At 50.7% G+C, this 14,697-nt stretch carries 15 protein-coding genes; 4 read left to right on the forward strand and 11 right to left on the reverse strand.

The features are described 5' to 3' along the window. Positions 1 to 5: 5 nt before the first annotated feature. Positions 6 to 464, reverse strand: a complete 459-nt coding sequence (gene gpt, locus R5268_RS15765; RefSeq protein WP_024472638.1) for a xanthine phosphoribosyltransferase — start codon at positions 462 to 464, stop codon at positions 6 to 8. A 268-nt stretch (positions 465 to 732) separates the two neighbouring features. Here gpt and pepD point away from each other — a divergent pair, with 268 nt between their 5' ends. Next, on the forward strand, positions 733 to 2,193 hold the full coding sequence (pepD, locus tag R5268_RS15770; protein ID WP_317419731.1) for a beta-Ala-His dipeptidase: 1,461 nt from the start codon (positions 733 to 735) through the stop codon (positions 2,191 to 2,193). Positions 2,194 to 2,247: 54 nt separating this feature from the next. On the opposite strand, the gene dinB is transcribed toward pepD, so the two are convergent. Further along, positions 2,248 to 3,303, reverse strand: coding sequence for a DNA polymerase IV (gene dinB, locus R5268_RS15775; protein ID WP_317419732.1), 1,056 nt, complete (start codon positions 3,301 to 3,303; stop codon positions 2,248 to 2,250). 215 nt (positions 3,304 to 3,518) lie between these two features. On the opposite strand from dinB, the gene R5268_RS15780 reads away from it, so the two are divergent. After that, entirely contained in the window at positions 3,519 to 4,370 is an 852-nt protein-coding gene (locus R5268_RS15780; RefSeq protein WP_317419733.1) for a glycerophosphodiester phosphodiesterase family protein, read from the forward strand. Positions 4,371 to 4,665: 295 nt separating this feature from the next. After that, the gene (locus tag R5268_RS15785; RefSeq protein WP_317419734.1) at positions 4,666 to 5,478 is read left to right on the forward strand and encodes a hypothetical protein; all 813 of its coding nucleotides are present in this window, start codon (positions 4,666 to 4,668) and stop codon (positions 5,476 to 5,478) included. Between the two features lie 101 nt (positions 5,479 to 5,579). Here R5268_RS15785 and nqrM read toward each other — a convergent pair whose 3' ends face one another. The 8 genes from nqrM to R5268_RS15825 all read right to left on the reverse strand — a co-directional run bounded on the left by nqrM (position 5,580) and on the right by R5268_RS15825 (position 12,773). After that, entirely contained in the window at positions 5,580 to 5,807 is a 228-nt protein-coding gene (gene nqrM, locus R5268_RS15790; protein ID WP_024472643.1) for a (Na+)-NQR maturation NqrM, read from the reverse strand. An 18-nt stretch (positions 5,808 to 5,825) separates the two neighbouring features. Continuing rightward, positions 5,826 to 6,863 (reverse strand): FAD:protein FMN transferase, encoded by a 1,038-nt coding sequence (locus R5268_RS15795; protein ID WP_317419735.1) that lies wholly within the window; start codon positions 6,861 to 6,863, stop codon positions 5,826 to 5,828. Between the two features lie 74 nt (positions 6,864 to 6,937). Next, positions 6,938 to 8,164, reverse strand: a complete 1,227-nt coding sequence (nqrF, locus tag R5268_RS15800; RefSeq protein WP_054424757.1) for an NADH:ubiquinone reductase (Na(+)-transporting) subunit F — start codon at positions 8,162 to 8,164, stop codon at positions 6,938 to 6,940. A 15-nt stretch (positions 8,165 to 8,179) separates the two neighbouring features. Beyond that, positions 8,180 to 8,776, reverse strand: a complete 597-nt coding sequence (gene nqrE, locus R5268_RS15805; protein WP_046895198.1) for an NADH:ubiquinone reductase (Na(+)-transporting) subunit E — start codon at positions 8,774 to 8,776, stop codon at positions 8,180 to 8,182. Positions 8,777 to 8,779: 3 nt separating this feature from the next. Further along, positions 8,780 to 9,409, reverse strand: coding sequence for an NADH:ubiquinone reductase (Na(+)-transporting) subunit D (locus R5268_RS15810; RefSeq protein ID WP_046895197.1), 630 nt, complete (start codon positions 9,407 to 9,409; stop codon positions 8,780 to 8,782). After that, positions 9,402 to 10,196 (reverse strand): Na(+)-translocating NADH-quinone reductase subunit C, encoded by a 795-nt coding sequence (locus R5268_RS15815; protein ID WP_166707168.1) that lies wholly within the window; start codon positions 10,194 to 10,196, stop codon positions 9,402 to 9,404. Before R5268_RS15815 ends, R5268_RS15810 begins: the two co-directional genes overlap by 8 nt. Beyond that, positions 10,189 to 11,427 carry an NADH:ubiquinone reductase (Na(+)-transporting) subunit B gene (locus tag R5268_RS15820; RefSeq protein WP_107679628.1) on the reverse strand — a complete coding sequence of 413 codons (1,239 nt, stop codon included), beginning with the start codon at positions 11,425 to 11,427 and terminating at the stop codon, positions 10,189 to 10,191. Before R5268_RS15820 ends, R5268_RS15815 begins: the two co-directional genes overlap by 8 nt. A gap of 2 nt (positions 11,428 to 11,429) precedes the next feature. Continuing rightward, the gene (locus R5268_RS15825) at positions 11,430 to 12,773 is read right to left on the reverse strand and encodes a Na(+)-translocating NADH-quinone reductase subunit A (RefSeq protein WP_054424764.1); all 1,344 of its coding nucleotides are present in this window, start codon (positions 12,771 to 12,773) and stop codon (positions 11,430 to 11,432) included. 413 nt (positions 12,774 to 13,186) lie between these two features. On the opposite strand from R5268_RS15825, the gene R5268_RS15830 reads away from it, so the two are divergent. After that, positions 13,187 to 13,933, forward strand: coding sequence for a murein L,D-transpeptidase family protein (locus tag R5268_RS15830; RefSeq protein WP_107679629.1), 747 nt, complete (start codon positions 13,187 to 13,189; stop codon positions 13,931 to 13,933). Here the strand turns inward: R5268_RS15830 and R5268_RS15835 are convergent. Next, the gene (locus R5268_RS15835; RefSeq protein ID WP_107679630.1) at positions 13,903 to 14,679 is read right to left on the reverse strand and encodes a class II glutamine amidotransferase; all 777 of its coding nucleotides are present in this window, start codon (positions 14,677 to 14,679) and stop codon (positions 13,903 to 13,905) included. The genes R5268_RS15830 and R5268_RS15835 overlap by 31 nt on opposite strands. Between the last annotated feature and the right edge of the window lie 18 nt (positions 14,680 to 14,697).

Raw genomic sequence — 14,697 nt, forward strand, 5'->3', positions numbered from 1 at the left:
TTCGCTTACTGATCGCAGATTGGTTTAACAAAACTGACGGTCATATCCCATGGCTGCTCGATCCAGGTATCCTGCGGGATATCAACCACATAATCGTCAACCAGCGGACGTCCGGCCGGTTTGGCAAAAATAGTGACGAAATGCGCTTTCGGATACATATCGCGGATCATCTGGGCAGTACCACCGGTATCCACCAGATCATCAACGATGATAAATCCTTCACCGTCACCGTCGGCTTTTTTCAGGACTTTCATGTCGCGCTGATGGTCATGATCATAGCTGGAAATGCAGACAGTATCCACATGACGGATACCCAGTTCACGAGCGAGTAAAGCTCCCGGCACCAGACCACCGCGGCTTACGGCAATAATGCCTTTCCATTGTTCGGTTGGCATTAAACGCTGTGCCAGTTTACGGGCGTGCATTTGCAACATATCCCACGTTACGACGTATTTTTCGCTCATATCAGATTGATCCCGGCTTGATGATTTACAGAAAAGAGTCTTTTTTGCGGAAAAAAGGTTGCGCGAGATTATAGTGACTTGAGCCGCCAAAGACCAGAGTATCTGACAAATTCATCATAATTCCCTGTTATGACACACGCACTTTGTGTAAGAATTTGCTATTCTCCGGACATCGGATATTCGCGACCGCTCATTTTAAACAGCGTCACCGGCCGCCTTCAGGTATCCTCCCCCTTATAATGAAAAATGCAGTAACAGGAGATCGAACGTGTCTGAACTATCACAATTATTTCCGCAGCCGCTGTGGGACATTTTTGCCAAAATCTGCTCTATTCCTCACCCGTCCTACCACGAAGAGCAACTGGCCGCACATATCATTGAATGGGCAAAAGAAAAGGAATTCCACGTTGAGCGCGACAGCGTCGGTAATATCCTGATCCGCAAACCGGCCAGCAAAGGCCTGGAAAACCGTAAAGCGGTCGTCCTGCAGGCGCACCTGGATATGGTGCCGCAGAAAAACAATGATACAGCACACGATTTCGAAAAAGATCCGATTCAGCCGTATATCGACGGTGACTGGGTTACCGCGAAAGGCACCACATTAGGTGCGGATAACGGTATCGGTATGGCATCCGCGCTGGCAGTGCTGGCTGATGATTCCGTCAAACATGGTCCGCTGGAAGTTCTGCTGACCATGACCGAAGAAGCCGGGATGGACGGCGCATTCGGTCTTCAGCCGGACTGGTTACAGGCTGATATTCTGATCAACACCGACTCCGAAGAGGAAGGTGAGATTTATATGGGTTGTGCGGGCGGTATTGACGTCACCACCACCCTGGCACTGAGCCGTGAAGCCGTTCCGGCCGGTTACAGCATCTTCACCCTGACCCTGAAAGGTCTCAAAGGCGGCCATTCCGGCGGCGATATTCACCTGGGTCTGGGCAACGCCAACAAATCACTGGCCCGTTTCCTGGCCGGTCACGCCGCAGAACTCGGCGCGCGTCTGGTTGATTTTCAGGGCGGTACACTGCGCAACGCGATTCCGCGTGAAGGCCACATCACCCTGGCAGTACCGGCAGATAAAGCCGCACAGCTGAAATCACTGGCACAGACCTTTGAAGCCCTGCTCAGAGAAGAACTGGCACAGAAAGAGAAAAATCTGGTCGTCACCCTTGAAGCCGCAACTGCTGCTCAGGGTGTGCTGACCGCTGATGTGCAGTCCCGCTTCATCAATATGCTCAACGTAATGCCGAACGGCGTGATCCGCATGAGTGACGTGGTACCGGGCGTGGTCGAAACCTCACTGAACGTCGGTGTGGTGAAAATGAGTGAAGACCGTGTGCAGGTTATCTGCCTGGTGCGTTCCCTGATTGAATCCGGTAAATCCTCTGTGGTCAGTATGCTGACCTCTCTGGCGGCACTGTCCGGTGCGGATATTGTTGCCGAAGGCGGTTATCCGGGCTGGCAGCCGGATGCTGACTCCCCGGTTATGCATCTGGTCAGCGAAACCTATCAGCAGCTGTTTGATAAAACGCCGAACATTATGGTGATCCACGCCGGTCTTGAGTGCGGTTTATTCAAAAAACCGTATCCGGACATGGACATGGTTTCCATCGGGCCGACCATCACCGGTGCTCACTCTCCGGATGAGCAGGTGCATATCAAGAGTGTCGGACAGTACTGGCAGTTACTGACCGCTATCTTAAAAGCGATCCCTGAAAAAGCATAACAGCATCATTCAGTTCAGCGGCGGAACATCTGTTCCGCCGTTTTTATATGTGCTTCAGAATCCCAGCAGCAACTGCCGCTCCAGCTGCGGGTCCAGCAGTGTCACATGCAGCCCCACCAGCCTGACACCACGCCCTTCCCGGCGGCTTTTCCAGGCCAGTTCCGCCGTCTTCAGTAAATCCGCTTTATCCAGCACCGGATGAACATGTTCCTGTGTTGTCTGCTGAAAATCCGCAAACTTGAGTTTGATTCCCTGCCGGGCGATCCGCAGATCCGATGACACCTTTGTCAGACGGCGCTCCAGCTCCGGAAACAGCGCATCAATAATGGTCTGACATTCATCCCACGACACAATATCTTCCGCCAGTGTCCGCTCAACACCGACCGATTTCCGTTCCCTGTCCGGACAAACCGGACGCTCATCTGTGCCGTGACTGCGCTCCCAGATGATCCGGCCGAACTTTCCGAACTGCTTCAGCAGCGATATCTGATCATAATGCTGCACATCCCGGCAAGTCTCCAGCCCAAGATCAGTCAGCCGTTTTGCGGTTACTTTTCCCACGCCGGGAATTTTACGCAGCGGCAGAGACAGAACAAAATCCGCTACCTGCTCCGGTGTGATAATGTACTGCCCGTTTGGTTTATTCAGATCAGAGGCGATTTTGGCGAGAAACTTGACCGGTGCCACCCCGGCTGATGCCGTCAGTCCCAGCTCAGTAAAAATAGTCCGGCGGATCTCTTCTGCCATCAGCGTGGCGGAGCCCCAGCACTGCGGACTGTCCGTCACATCAAGATAGGCCTCATCGAGAGACAGCGGCTCAATCAGTGAGGTATAACGGGCAAAAATAGCATGCAGATGGCGGGAGGTGGTTTTATATAACTCCATCCGTCCCGGGATTACTTTCAGGTGCGGGCATAACAGCAATGCTTTTGCCGTCGACATCGCACTGTGCACCCCGAAACGCCGTGCCGGATAATTCGCGGTTGCAATCACACCGCGCCGGTCGGCACTCCCGCCGATAGCCAGAGGGATATCGCGCAGACGGGGATCGTCACGCATTTCAATCGCCGCATAAAAACAATCCATATCAATATGAATAATTTTACGCATCCGCCTCTCCCGCTCACCAATATTACTGTTTAAATATACAGTTAAACTTAATTCAATTCAAATCGATTAATCCACTCATTATTCACCATATCAATCAGCGGGCTGAAATTTGCAAGTTTGTGTTTTTTTTCTGTGATTACATCCGGTTGTCATGTTGCTTTGGTAAAACAGCTGCGTGACACACACCCGATCACTTTCTTTCTGACGGACGGATTATGAAAAAAATACTTTCTGCCCTTTTTCTGAGTTGTATTGTTATGACAACCCACGCAGCACCGCAAATTATTGCTCACCGCGCCGCCACTGCGGATGCGCCTGAAAACACCCTGTACGCCATCGATAAAGCACTGGGTAACAAAGCGGATGCTATCTGGATCACGCTTCAGTTATCAAAAGACAACCAGGTGGTGTTATACCGCCCGTCTGATCTGAAATCCCTGACCGATAAAACCGGTCCGGTTTCCGGTTACACGGCCGCAGAGCTGGCAAAAATTGATGCAGCCCGTGACTATAATCAAAAAAACAACACCCATATCAACGCCGCGATTCCGTCACTGGACACTGTACTGAGCCGCTATCCGGAGACTTTTTTCTATCTCGATATCAAATCCCCGGATGCAGTACCTGCCATCTTTGCACAGCAGCTGGATACCGTACTGACCCGTCATCAGGCGAAGAACCGGGTTCGTGTCTATTCGACCGGTCAGGATTATCTGGCCGCACTGCCACAGTCAATCCCGGTATTTGAAAGCCGTGATACCACCCGCAATGCACTGGCCGGCAGCCTGATCACTCACACCTGTGACCTGGCAGATAATCCTCAGCCACGCTGGTATGGCTTCGAGCTGCACCGCAAGGTCGATGTGGTTGAAACCTTTACACTGGGTGAAGCCCGCTCTCCGGTTGTGCTGACATGGGATAAAACAGCCATGGACTGCTTCCGTAAAAATAATAAAAACCGGGTTGTGCTGTTCGGTATTAAAACACCGGCAGACTTACAGCTGGCAGCAGAGTTAGGAGCGGATGGTGTGATGGTCGATTCATTACTTAATATGAAAATAAAATAATTAATTTTCGTATTATTACCTATTGATTTTGAGGTACTGAAAAATAAGAGTGACATTTAATAGATTATAAATATCACTCTTATTTAATACGTTACATCCCTTCCCGCAACCGCCCCTGTCACTCCCGCATAATATTTTATAATCTCAGCAACTCTAATTAATTATAGTAATTTATTTATCAGGACAATTTTGTTATAACTATAAGAAACATCCGGGAGGTCATACGGTGATAAGTAACCTATTTATTGATTTCAATTCACCCCAAAAATCCCCTCTTGTTTTTATGGGATTATTTTTGCTGTTATTCAGTCTTTATTCTTACGCGGATTGCCGGCTGTATTCAGATGAAACACGCAGCAGTAACTTTATTATTCTGGGTGCCGGTATGATTAACGGCCCGGTAAAATCCGTCATCACAACAACCCGTGCCCCGGACAGTAAGAACGATAATATTATTATCAACGGGCGATATAACCTGAACCCCTGTGGTGAACTGAGCGACTTTTCGCTGGAAGTAACTGAACGCTATCCCGGTCTGCAAAACCGGATGTATTCCGAAGGTCAGAAAACGGAACAGGGCTATACTTTATTATTTACGTCGCAATTGCTCAACAGCGGAAAAGCGCCGGTAACCCTTATTAAAGCCCGCAGCCATCTTTTTTATAACAATCAAAAGCAAATCATCCGTGCCGAATCAGATTCAAGCAGCGGCGGAAACACACCAAAATTCCGGATGGATACGGATTTTTTTTATAAAGACGGTTTAATCGCACATGCCGTGTTAAAAGGCGGTTCCTCAGATACCGTCGGTGAAATCCGTTACGACTGGCGCAGTGACCGGCAAATAAATTCGATAACGTCACAGGGGAATGGCCTGCCTCCGATGAACTATGAATTTGCGTATAATGATAACGGTCAGGTTATCCGGCAGACACAAACACAGCACACACCGCTGGGCCGGGTAAAAGCAATCTATATTTGTCAGCAGACAGACAGCTACGGGAACTGCGAAAAAGCACTCTGGCAGAGCATGACCGAAGGGAACAACACGAATAATATTATTGTGATAAATACCGCGATTGTGACATCGCGTTATCATTATTACTGATCCGCTATTACTGACCTGCGGTTAATGAACAACAATAAACAAAGGCGCCTGACGGGCGCCTTTGAGATTGCTGACAAAGGCGCCTTTTATATTATTTAATACTATACAATCCTGTTTTTATTCAGTTTCTCTTCACGGGCAGCTTCACGCGCCATCCGCTTTTTCCGGGCATCGCACGGTTCGGGACAGTCACAGACTTTCTCAACACCAATGCTGCTCAGCCCGCCGCAGCTTCCCTGGATGCTCTTGCGCTTAATAATATAGCCAAGAGACATCCCCAGGAATGCGACCAGAAACAGGATAAAGGTTGCGATAAATACTTTTATCATCATATCAGCCACCCTCTTTTATTTTTGCTGCAAATAGGGCTTAAATGCCTCACTGTAGCGTTCTTCAAATCCCTTCTCTGTTTTGACAATCATAAAGACAGGGATATTTTGTGCATTCGCTACTTCAAGACCACGCTCCGGCCCGAGCACATTCAGCCCGGTAGAAAAGCCATCCGCACTCATGCAATTATCCGCAATAACGGTAATCGATACCAGATTGTGGTTAATCGGCCGCGCTGTTTTCGGATCAATGGTATGTGAGTAACGGACATTATTTTCTTCAAAATAATTCCGGTAATCCCCGGATGTCGCCACAGAGGCATTACCCGGCTCAATAACTTCCTGTGCAGACTGGCTCAGCCCCTGCGATGATGGTTTTTCAATCGCAATGCGCCACGGCTTACCTTTACCGTTAATACCCTGAGTCCGGACTTCACCGCCCACATCCACCATATAATTGCGGATATTCTGTGATTCCAGATATTCGGCAACCGCATCCACTCCGTAGCCTTTCGCTATGGAAGACAGATCCACATACAGTTCCGGCACGGTCTTAATCAGATTATTGTCTTCCACCTTCAGTTTATCAATCCCGGTCCACTGGCGGCGGGCTTCGATATCCTGCTCAGTCGGCACATGAGTCACGCGTCCTTCCGGGCCAAATCCCCACAGATTGACCAGCGGGCCGACAGTGACATCCAGTGCGCCGTCTGTCAGCTGATTAATACGGATAGCCTCACGAACCACCTTTGCGGTTGCGGCAGAAACCGGGAACGGTGTATTTACGTCGCGGCTCTGATTAAAGCGGCTGAGTTCAGAATCCGGCCGGTAGGTGGACATCTGATCATTGACCTCTTCCAGCACCACATCAATACCTTTCTGCACAGATTCCGGTGACGGATTTTTCGGATCAGCCACATATTTTACCGCGTAAGAGGTGCCCATCGTTTTGCCGTTCAGGGTTACCTGCTGTGTTTCCGGTGTTTTATCACCACACGCACTCAGTAACAATGCCATCAGTGCCAGCGGCAGAAAGGCCCGTTTTATTTTTACCATACACAATCCAGTCTGATTTCAGATCATCTGCGCCCACAGGAGTGGGCGCAGTTTCGTTATGACAGGGGCGGAAATCAGCCGCCGAAGTCATCCAGCATAATGTTTTCGTCTTCCACACCCAGATCTTTGAGCATCTTGATCACGGCGGCGTTCATCATCGGCGGCCCGCACATGTAGAACTCACAATCTTCCGGTGCCGGATGGTTTTTCAGGTAATGTTCATAGAGAACATTATGAATAAACCCGGTGTATCCGTCCCAGTTATCTTCCGGCAGGGCATCAGACAGCGCCACGTTCCAGGTGAAGTTTTCATTCTCAGCCTGAAGCTGGTCAAAATCTTCTTCATAGAACATTTCACGTTTTGAACGCGCACCATACCAGAAAGACATCTTACGTTTGGAGTGCAGACGCTTAAGCTGATCGAAGATATGCGAACGCATCGGCGCCATCCCCGCACCACCGCCGATAAAGATCATTTCCGCGTCAGTTTCTTTCGCGAAGAATTCCCCGAACGGCCCGGAAATTGTCACTTTATCACCCGGTTTCAGTGACCAGATGTAAGAGGACATAATGCCCGGAGGTGCATCCGGCACACGCGGAGGCGGTGTGGCGATACGCACGTTCAGCAAAATAATCCCGTGCTCTTCCGGATAGTTTGCCATGGAGTATGCGCGGACGGTCGGTTCTTTCACTTCAGACACATAGCGGAATAAATTAAATTTATCCCAGTCTTCCCGGTACTCCTGCGGTACATCAAATTCATCATAACGCACCACATGCGGCGGACATTCAATCTGAATAAAGCCACCGGCACGGAACGGTACAACTTCACCATCAGGAATTTTCAGTTTCAGCTCTTTAATGAACGTCGCTTTGTTATCATTGGAGATAACTTCGCACTCCCATTTTTTCACCCCGAAGATCTCTTCCGGCAGCTCAATTTTCAGATCCTGCTTCACATTCACCTGGCACGCCAGACGGCAGCCTTCACGCGCTTCGCGCTTGTTAATGTGGGACATCTCTGTCGGCAGAATATCACCGCCGCCTTCTTTGATCTTCACGCGGCACTGGCCGCAGGTTCCGCCGCCGCCACAGGCAGAAGAGACAAAAATCCCCTGACCGGACAGCACATTCAGTAATTTATCACCGGCAGGTGCGCTGAAGCTTTTCTCCGCATCGCCGTTGACGTCAATCTTAACGTCCCCTGTGTTCACCAGTTTTGATTTTGCGAACAAAATCAACGCGGTCAGCGCCAGAACAATCAGGGTAAACATTGCCACGCCTAAAATAACGATATCCATAATTGCGTTTCACCCTTATAACTGTACGCCGGAGAAGGACATAAAGCCCAGAGCCATCAGTCCGGTAGTCACGAATGTGATCCCCAGCCCTTTCAGGCCGGACGGGACGTCAGAGTATTTCATCTTCTCGCGGATAGCGGCCATCAGCACAATCGCCAGCAGCCAGCCGATACCGGAAGCAAAACCGTAAACCACAGACTCCGTAAAGTTGTAGTCGCGCTGCGCCATAAAGGACACACCACCAAAAATCGCACAGTTTACGGTGATTAACGGCAGGAAGATGCCCAGCGCGTTATACAGTGCAGGGAAGTAGCGATCCAGAATCATCTCCAGAATCTGTACCAGTGCCGCAATGACCCCGATAAAGGTAATGAAGTTCAGGAAGCTTAAATCCACACCGTCCATCAGTGCGCCGTCGCGCAGCAGCAGGTTATAGACCAGGTTGTTGGCCGGAACAGAAATCCCCAGCACCACGGTAACTGCCACCCCGAGCCCGAACGCCGTTTTGACATTTTTGGACACCGCCAGGAAAGTACACATCCCGAGGAAGAAAGCCAGCGCCATGTTTTCAATGAATACAGCCCGCACAAAGAGACTGATATAATGTTCCATATCTTAATCCTTCTCGACTTGTGACGGTTTCAGGGTGCGAATACCCCAGATGAGCATCCCGATGATGAAGAATGCGCTCGGAGCCAGCAGGAACAGACCGTTCGGCAGATACCAGCCGCCGTTCTGTACCGTTTCCAGCATAGTCACACCAAAAAGTTTACCGGAGCCGATCAGTTCGCGGAAGAAGCCCACCAGCAGCAGGATCACGCCGTAGCCTAATCCGTTACCGATACCATCCATAAAGCTTTCCAGCGGCGGTGCTTTCATCGCATACGCTTCCGCTCGTCCCATTACAATACAGTTGGTAATGATCAGGCCGACAAACACGGAAAGCTGTTTGGAGATGCCGTAGGCGTAAGCCCGCAGAATCTGGTCAACAAGAATAACCAGCGAGGCGATAATCGCCATCTGAACAATAATCCGCACACTGCCCGGAATGAAATTACGGATCATCGAGATAAACATGCTGGAGAATGCTGTTACCAGGGTGACCGCGATGGTCATAACCAGTGCGGTTTCCAGTTTGGTGGTTACCGCCAGCGCCGAACACACCCCCAGAACCTGGAGGGCAATCGGGTTGTTATCTAATAACGGTCCGAGAAGAACGCGTTTAATTTCTTTACTATCAGCCATGATTCAACGCTCCTTCGCGTACTGTTTTCAGGAACGGGCCAAAACCGTTGTCGCCCAGCCAGAAATCAAACATATGCTGGATGCCGTTTGAGGTCAGTGTCGCACCGGATAAACCATCAATCCCGTACGGGCTGTCAGTTGAGCCGCTGCGGACTATTTTAATGGCCGGCATACCTTCTTCATTAAACAGCTTTTTACCAATCCACTGTTTACGCCATTGCGGGTTATCCACTTCACCACCCAGTCCCGGCGTTTCACCGTGCTGGTAATAAGTGATCCCCTCAGAGGTAATACCGTCCACGTCAATCGCGATAAAGGCATACATCACAGACCACAGACCGGAGCCGTAAACCGGCAGAACAATCTTGCTGGTTTCACCCTGCTCATTCTGTACCAGATAGATTTCCGCGCTGTTAGCACGGCGGCGGATTTTCGCCAGATCTTCTTCCGGTGACAGGGCAATACTGGTCTCATCGCTGCGCAGTTCATCGTTGAGATCGTATTTGGCGGTACTGTCAGTCATCTGACCGGTTTTTAAATCCACCATTTTTGCTCTGATGAATTTTTTATAGACCGCGTCGATTTCATTCGCCGGCATGGATGGCGTGAGTAACCCGGCCACATCCAGAATGTTACGCTGCTTATCCAGCATAATCTGTGTCTGCTGCGTGGACTTCAGCCCCACAGCAGAACCGGCCACAACTATCGAACACACAAGGCAAAGGACGAAGACAACGATAAACGTTCTTGCGACACTGTCCTTGTTTTTCGTTTTTTCATTAGCCACGTGCTTTTCTCCGTTTAATGTTTGCCTGAACCACCAGATAATCAAATAACGGGGCGAATAAGTTGGCGAACAGGATAGCCAGCATCATCCCTTCCGGATATGCCGGGTTTGCCACACGGATCAGGACACACATAACCCCGATCAGTATCCCGTAAGCCCATTTACCTTTATCGGTAAACGAGGCTGAAACCGGGTCCGTCGCCATGAAAATCATACCGAAGGCAAAACCGCCAAGAACCAGATGCCAGTACCACGGCATAGCAAACAGCGGGTTGGTGTCAGAGCCAATCATATTAAAGACGGCTGACATCGCGATCATCCCGACCATCACACCGGCCACAATACGCAGGGAAGCGATACGGGCAAACAGAATGACGGCACCACCGATCAGAATCATCAGTGTGGATACTTCACCAATCGAGCCCGGCACGTTACCGATAAAAGCATCCATCCATGAAATCGGCTGATTGGTCATGGTGTTGACCAGCTGATGCTCACCACCGACAGCCCACTGTGACAGCGGAGTTGCGCCGGAGAAGCCGTCAGCGGCAGTCCAGACCGTGTCACCGGAAATCTGAGCCGGATAGGCAAAGAACAGGAAAGCACGACCGGCCAGTGCAGGGTTCAGGAAGTTACGCCCTGTCCCGCCGAAGATTTCCTTCGCGACCACCACACCAAAGGTGACAGCCAGCGCAGCCTGCCATAACGGCAGAGTCGGCGGAACAATCAGTGCCAGCAGAATGGAGGTGATAAAGAAACCTTCGTTGATTTCATGCCCGCGAATCATCGCAAACAGGACTTCCCAGAAACCGCCCACGATAAAAATGACTGCGTAGATCGGCAGGAAATAAACGGCACCGAACAGCATTTTGCTGACCCAGCCCGCATCCTGAGTAAAGGACACGCCGATGAGTTCCGCGAGACGATAATGCCAGTCACCGGCAATCACCTGCTGAAGCTCCGCTCCGCTGTACATATCCAGCAGCACCGGTATTGCCTGGTTACCGACGTTATACATCCCCCAGAACATTGCCGGGAAAACGGATAACCAGACCAGGATCATCAGACGCTTAAGGTCGATGGAATCACGGACATGTGAACGCCCGCGGGTAACGGTCCCCGGGGTATAGAAGATGGTGGCCGCTGCTTCATACAGTGCATACCATCTCTGTAATTTACCGCCCGGTTCAAAATGCGGCTCAATTTTTTCCAGAAATTTTTTCAGACCCATGATTATCCTTCCTGCTCAATCCTGGTCAGTACGTCACGCAGCACCGGGCCGTACTCATATTTACTCTGACAGACATAGGTACACAGCCCCAGATCTTCCTCATCCAGCTCCAGCGCACCCAGCGCCTGTGCGCTGTCAGTATCGCCCGCCAGCAGATCACGCAGGAAATGTGTCGCCATAATGTCGAGCGGCATGACACGTTCATAACTGCCGATTGGCACCATGGAACGTTCGCCGCCATTCATTGATGTAGTAAATGAGAACAGTTTCTTCTTAAAGAAGTGACCCAGAGTGGTGCGGGTAACGGTGTATTTGTCAGTCCCCGGCATGATCCAGCCGAACAGCTCTTTTTCACGGCCTTCTTCCAGAACGGATACCTGATTGGTAAAGCGTCCCAGATAGTGATGCACATCATCACTGGCCACGCCCCACAGGACAGAACCGGAAATAATGCGGTTTTCGCCGGCTTTCAGCTGCCCTTCGGTCAGTTCATACAGATCCGCACCAAGACGGGTTCTCAGCAGACGCGGGTTTTCCACCTGCGGGCCGCCGAGTGCCACAATACGGTCGGTGTACAGAAAACCGGTCGTAAACAGTTTACCGATAGCGATAACATCCTGGTAATTCAGAGACCAGACTGTTTTCGTTGCGCTGACCGGCTCCAGGAAATGGATATGCGTACCGGCAAGACCTGCCGGATGCGGGCCGCTGAACTGTGTATAACTGACACGATTGTTATCGGTAACTTTTACGAAGTCAGCTGTACCGTGGCAGACATGAACCTTCCCTTCCGTCAGACAGCTCAGTACCTGTAAACCGTCGTCAAACGCGATTTGTTCCTGACGGATAATCACCACCGGGTCGGCCGCCAGCGGATTGGTATCCATCGCGGTGACAAAAATGGCGGCAGGCACAGAGCCCGGAGCGGGGGTACGGCTGAACGGACGGGTCCGCAGCGCGGTCCACAATCCGGAGGCCACCAGGTTTTTCTCTGCCTGTTCACGGGTCAGTGACGGCAGATCCCGACGGTCATAACTGTCAAATGTGAATTGCTCGTCTCCCTGTATTTCAATCACCACCGATTGCAATACACGACGTTCGCCACGATTGATGGCTTTTACCTGTCCGCAGGCGGGGCTGGTAAAAATCACACCGGGGTTCTTTTTATCTTCAAAAAGAGCCTGTCCTTTCTTCACTGATTCACCTTCCTGAACCAGCATAGACGGACGCATCCCGATGTATTCTTCACCCAGCAGCGCTACGTGGCGGACTGAGGGGCCATCTTCTGTGACTTGAGCAGGTGATCCTGCGATCGGCAGGTCGAGTCCTTTTTTAATTTTAATCATAAAATTTGCACAAGTTTTCGTTAAACCCACGTCATTACTGCCGCAGCAGCGTATGACAACTCAACAATAAAAACACTCCGGGCCGCTGTTGTCGCCCCGGGCTGTTTTCTCCGATGTATGTCACGATTTTGCTTAAACCAGATCCGCATTATTTTACCACTTCACAACAATTCTGTCCGGTGAAACGAGTGACCTGGCTCAAGCAAATGGGATTATTGTGATCAGAAAAAGCCGGAAAACTCGTCTTTACCGAGCAATTTAATCACCTTTACCGACTGCTGTTTATTTTTTGACCATAATAATGTTTGTAACAAACGATTTTATTCTCACCGGAAACCATTCACAAATTATCTGCATCATGGCAATCTGTTGTTACTTTTTTCACCAACCCATTGCCATCCTGAATACTGAGAATGCGACATATCATTTTTATCATGATCGGCCTGCTGTTTTTTGCGGGGCAATCATCGGCAACAACGGGAAAATCCCCGTCATTATGGCTTACGGCACCGGTAAGTGATGTCCGTAACAGCCGGGTATTTATACAGATATTTAAAGAAGAAAAAGAGCTGGAGTTATACACGCGGGAGAATAACGGACGTTTTAAACTGATAAAACGCTATCCGGTTTGTCAGTTTTCCGGTGGTCTGGGACCCAAACAGCTGACCGGTGATTTAAAAAGCCCAGAAGGTTTTTACCGCATCAGTCTGTCACAGCTCAATCCGAACAGTCGGTTTTACCGAGCTATTAACCTTGGTTTTCCCAATGAATTTGACCGTGCGCACGGCTATACCGGGGATTATCTGATGGTTCACGGTGACTGCAAATCCGTCGGCTGCTACGCCATGACGGATGCCTATATTGATGAGATTTACCGCTATGTGGAAAGCGCCCTGCTGAGCGGACAGACGGATCTGAATATTGCGATTTATCCTTTCCGGATGACACCGGAGAATATGAACCGCCACCGGAATTCCTCACATCTGGCCTTCTGGCAGCAGTTACAACCCGCTTATCAGTACTTTACCGAGAATCAGATCCCGGCGGTGGTTGCTGTTATTAACGGCCGTTATGTCACCGCCGCACACACGGCCGTACCGGGACCGGCAGCAGAAGCCGGCCTGCTGACTCAGAACACGGATTCATCACGCTCGCCGTAGTAAAAAAGAACCGCCTCGCCCGGCCGGATTTTCTGCCACTGCTCATTGCCGGTCAGCGGCTGTGTGGCGATAACCGAGACCACATCATCCGGGCTGGTATGCTGAGAAAAATCGATCTCCACATCACTGTCCACCAGCCGGGCTCTGCCGAACGGGGCGCGGCGGGTGATCCAGTGCAGATTGGTGGAGCAGTACGCCAGCACATAGCTGCCGTCTGACAACAGCATATTAAAGACGCCGAACTGCCGTAGCTCATCCGCCAGCCGCTTCATATCACGGAATACTGCCTGCAGATCCTGCGGCGGCTGCGGGTATTTTTCTTTCAGCTGATTCAGCAGCCAGCAGAATGCATGCTCGCTGTCAGTCTGACCGACCGGGGTAAAAAAACCGGTTGCCAGGTGTTCATAGCCGCTGAGCTGCCCGTTGTGGGCATATGTCCAGTTCCGCCCCCACAACTCACGGGTAAAAGGATGGGTATTTTCCAGCGATACCACCCCTCTGTTTGCCTGGCGGATATGGGCAATCACCGCCTCGGATTTGACGGGATAATCGCGGACAAAACGGGCGACAGGAGAATGACAGCAGGCACGCGCGTCTTTGAAGGTCCGGCACCCCATTCCTTCATAAAACGTAATTCCCCATCCGTCTTTATGCGGCCCGGTTTCCCCTCCGCGCGGGATCAGACCGCTGAGACTGAAATGAATATCAGTCGGGACATTCGCGCTCATCCCCAGCAATTCACACATTGCCTTTCTCCCTTACCC

This window comes from Morganella sp. BCCO 40_0007, from assembly GCF_032989665.1.
GTDB classification, from domain to species: Bacteria; Pseudomonadota; Gammaproteobacteria; order Enterobacterales; family Enterobacteriaceae; genus Morganella; species Morganella sibonii.